The sequence below is a fragment of the Aeromonas sp. ZOR0002 genome, from assembly GCF_963866995.1.
In the GTDB taxonomy this organism is placed as follows: Bacteria; Pseudomonadota; Gammaproteobacteria; order Enterobacterales; family Aeromonadaceae; genus Aeromonas; species Aeromonas caviae.
This window is the reverse complement of sequence record NZ_CAWMFQ010000051.1, coordinates 8858-12393: the sequence shown is the minus strand read 5'-3', so window position 1 is coordinate 12393 and position 3536 is coordinate 8858. Positions and strand designations below refer to the sequence as shown.

At 66.3% G+C, this 3536-nt stretch carries 3 protein-coding genes and 1 pseudogene; 1 reads left to right on the top strand and 3 read right to left on the bottom strand.

All coding sequences use genetic code 11. From position 1 onward, the window contains the following. Nucleotides 1-732: pseudogene (locus AACR77_RS03670) on the bottom strand (5-methyltetrahydropteroyltriglutamate--homocysteine S-methyltransferase); the annotation flags it as partial. A gap of 161 nt (nt 733-893) precedes the next feature. Here AACR77_RS03670 and AACR77_RS03665 point away from each other — a divergent pair. Continuing rightward, nucleotides 894-1829 carry a LysR substrate-binding domain-containing protein gene (locus tag AACR77_RS03665; protein WP_042879802.1) on the top strand — a complete coding sequence of 312 codons (936 nt, stop codon included), beginning with the start codon at nt 894-896 and terminating at the stop codon, nt 1827-1829. A 73-nt stretch (nt 1830-1902) separates the two neighbouring features. Here the strand turns inward: AACR77_RS03665 and AACR77_RS03660 are convergent, their stop codons facing one another. Then, a complete protein-coding gene (locus tag AACR77_RS03660) occupies nt 1903-2715 on the bottom strand; it encodes a siderophore ferric iron reductase (RefSeq protein ID WP_052224774.1) in 813 nt (270 codons plus the stop codon). Nucleotides 2716-2753: 38 nt separating this feature from the next. Then, nucleotides 2754-3536 (bottom strand): TonB-dependent siderophore receptor (locus AACR77_RS03655; RefSeq protein ID WP_042879798.1); only part of this gene is annotated, 783 nt, incomplete at its 5' end.

Sequence of the window (3536 nt, the reverse complement as noted above, 5' to 3'; positions counted from 1 at the left end):
CACGGACCCGAAGTAGGTGGTGAGCAGCAGCTTGCTGGGGCCTCTCAGGCGCTCATATGCCTTGAGGTAGGCCAGGCGCCACTCGTCCGGCAGGTCCAGCGCCAGGGCCGGTTCGTCGATTTGCACCCACTCCACCCCCTGGGCCGCCAGTTTGGCCAGGATCTCCTGGTAGACGATCAGCAGGCGATCCAGCAGTTCGAGGCGGGAGAAGCCGCTCTCTTTCTCCTTGCCAAGCCACAGGTAGGAGACGGGGCCCAGCAACACCGCCTTGACCGGCAGCCCCAGGGCCTTGGCCTCTTCCACCTCGTCAAAGAGCTGGCTCCAGCCCAGCTTGAAGCGCTGGTCACGGTAAAATTCCGGCACCAGGTAGTGGTAGTTGGTGTTGAACCACTTGGTCATCTCGGCAGCGGCCGCCGCCGGGCCGGTCGGCGCACGGCCACGGGCCACCCGGAACAGGGTGTCGAGGTCGGTGTCGCCGTGGCGGTGACGGGCAGGCACGGCGTCCACCAGCAGGCTGGTACCCAGCACCTGATCGTACCAGGCAAAATCCCCCACCGGCAGCAGGTTGACCCCGGCGGTACGCTGGGCCTGCCAGTGGCGCTCACGCAGGCTCTTGCCCACGGCGACCAGCTCGGCCTGGGTGGTTTCGCCACGCCAGTAGGATTCGAGGGCAAATTTCAGTTCGCGCTTGGCGCCGATACGGGGAAAGCCCAGGGTGTGTGCGCAGGTCATAGGTTCCATTCCTTATGCTCGTTTATCTGATGAGGATCTGGATTGTTTGGCCATCCAGATGTTTACACATCCAAAATGACAAGATAAGGTGGCCTTGGCTATTGAATCCTCTTCAACTGGCTCTCAAGAATTTCTCAACTGACGCACAAAGGAGCAGTGCCATGGTCGCGCCCACCCCATCCAGCCCCCCTCAGAGCAGCAATCTGGGCATCGATCTCAAACACCTGAAGACCATCAGCGCCCTGGCCGAGCAAGGGTCTCTGGCCGGGGCCGCGCTCACCCTCAACCTCACCCAGTCCGCCCTCTCCCACCAGCTCAAGGAGCTGGAGACCCGCCTCAATCTGGAGCTGTTTCTTCGAAAAAGCCGCCCTCTGGTGCTGACGGCGGCAGGCCAGCATCTGCTGGCCCTGGCCCGCCAGGTGCTGCCAGCCCTGGCCCAGACCGAGCGCCAGCTGGTCGCCCTGCACAGCGGCGAGGCGGGCAGGCTGCATCTGGCCCTCGATTGCCACAGCTGCATCCAGTGGCTGCTCCCGCTGTTGCCGGACTTTCGCCGCCAGTGGCCCGGCGTGGATCTGGAGGTGGAGTCGGTGCCGGGTTTCGATGCCATCAGTGCCCTGCTCGGCGGCCAGCTCGACCTGCTGCTCACCTCGGATGTGCAGGCCCGCGGGGATCTTCATTTCGAGCCGCTGTTCGCCTTCGATCTCACCCTGGTGATGGCGCCGGATCACCCCCTCTGCCAGCAGCGGCGCCTCGCACCGGACGATCTGCGGCCGGAGGTGCTGCTGGTCTATCCGGTGGAGCGGGCGCGCATGGACGTGTTCAGCCGTTTCCTGCAACCGGCCGGGGTGGAGCCCGCCCGTTGCAAACCAGTGGACAACACCTCTGTCATGCTGCAGATGGCCGCCGCCGGGCTCGGGCTCGCCGCCCTGCCCCGCTGGGCCAGCGAGGAGTTCGTGCGCCAGGGCCTGCTTGAGGCGCGCCCTCTCGGGGAGGGCATTCGCCGCCACATGTATGGCGCCGTGCGCGCCGCCGACAAAGATCAGGCCTGCCTGCAGAGCCTGTTCGAGCGCATCCGCACCCGGATGGCGGCCCAGTAAGCCGGACACAAAAAAGCCGCCAAGATCCGGCGGCTTTCATCACGGGTTGCCCGCGCAGACGAAGAGTCGGGTATCAGCACTCATCACTCCTCGCCCCACCCAGCCTTCGCGGGCAGTTGCCACACAGTTCCCCATCCCGGCGCTTGTAGTGCAGGCAGCAGCGCTGGCGCACATAGCCCGGGAAGGCCTCGTCCCGGGGCAGGCCCGCCTCGCGCCAACCCGTCAGATGTGCCGACGGCAGGCCACAGGATTCAAGCCAGAGGGGGGCATGGGCCCTCACCTCCTCCCGACTCACCTCCCCGAAGAAATCGGGCACCCGCACCAGGGCCGCCAGCAGATCGTCCGCCAGGAGCGGGCGCACGAAACCGGGGCGCAGCCGCTGCGCCGTCCCAAGGAGGGTGAACAGCCCCTGCCAGTGCGCCTGGAGTCGCTCTCCTGCCGTCTTGATCAACACGCCGGCCTCCCCTCTGATCATGGGCTCGGCCGGCAGGGTAAAGCCCGACACCACGCCGGCCTCATGCCCCTGTCCCAGCCTGTCGAGGGCAGGCACGGCCTGATGGCGATAGACGGCCACCATGGCGAGATAGATGGATTGCCAGCAGAGCATGCCCCAGCTGCGGGTGAGCCAGTAGGCGGGCCCCGCCTCCGGGTGTGCCTGCTGCCAGTGCGCATGGAGGGCTGCGGCCACCTCGGCCGACGCCGCTCCGGTCGCATCCGTCAGTGGCGGGCGCACGTCACCGACCGCCACCAGGTTCCCCTTGAGGGACGGGATCAGGCTGGCCGCCGCCGCGAACAGGGCCTGGTGATCCGAGACGAGGGCGCGTTCCGCGTCCGCTTTCTCCCGGCCAAGGCCGCGCGGCACACCGCGCCCCCTCTCCTCGCCCATTCGTTGAAAGGGCCCCGGGCGCGTGCCGGGGCGCAAGGTCAGAATGCGTATTTGAGTCGCGCCTCCACGCTTCGTTCGGCCCCGAACCAGCAGTTGTTCTGGTCGTAGCAGGAGTAGTAGGTCTTGTTGAACAGGTTGCTGGCGCCAAGCGATACCCCCACCCCCTTCAGGCTTGCGCTGAGGGCGGCGAGATCGTAGGAGGCGGACATGTCCATCAGGAGGTAGTCCGGTACCTTGTCGGTGTTGGCGGCATCCATCTCGGCCTCCCCCACGTAGCGCAGGCCGGCGCCCACTCGCATCCCCTCGAGGTTGCCGCCGGGGTAGTAGTTGCTCCACAGCGACGCCATCTGTCTGGGGACCCAGACCGGCGTCTTGCCCTGCAGCGTGGTGGTGTCACGCGTGATCTCCATGTCCATCAGGGTGTAGTTGAGGGCCAGATCCAGCTGGCTGGTGAGATCGGCTCTCCCCTCAAGCTCGATGCCCCTGGAGACCGTCTCCCCGGTCTGCAGCTTGGGCCCGTAGACATTGTCCGGATCCGTCACCAGGGCGTTCTTCTTGGTGATGTGGAACGCCGACAGGGTCGCCGTCTTGCTCATGTCGTCGGAGAGGAACTTGACGCCCCCTTCCCACTGATGACCGGTCGCTGGTTTGAACGCCTGGCCCTGCTTGTCCGCCCCCGGCACCGGCTCGAAACTCTCGGCATAGCTCGCATAGGGGGAGAAGCCGCCATCCAGCTCATAGAGGGCGCCGACGCGGAAGGAGAGGTTGTCCTGATCGAGGTGGGCCAGGGACTGGCTGTCCGCCCCCTGATAGAGGGTCCG

Bases quoted from the DNA above. Each gene is read 5' to 3' on its own strand.
- AACR77_RS03665 (WP_042879802.1), top strand. From the start codon at position 894: ATGGTCGCGCCCACCCCATCCAGCCCCCCTCAGAGCAGCAATCTGGGC.
- AACR77_RS03660 (WP_052224774.1), bottom strand. From the start codon at position 2,715: ATGGGCGAGGAGAGGGGGCGCGGTGTGCCGCGCGGCCTTGGCCGGGAG.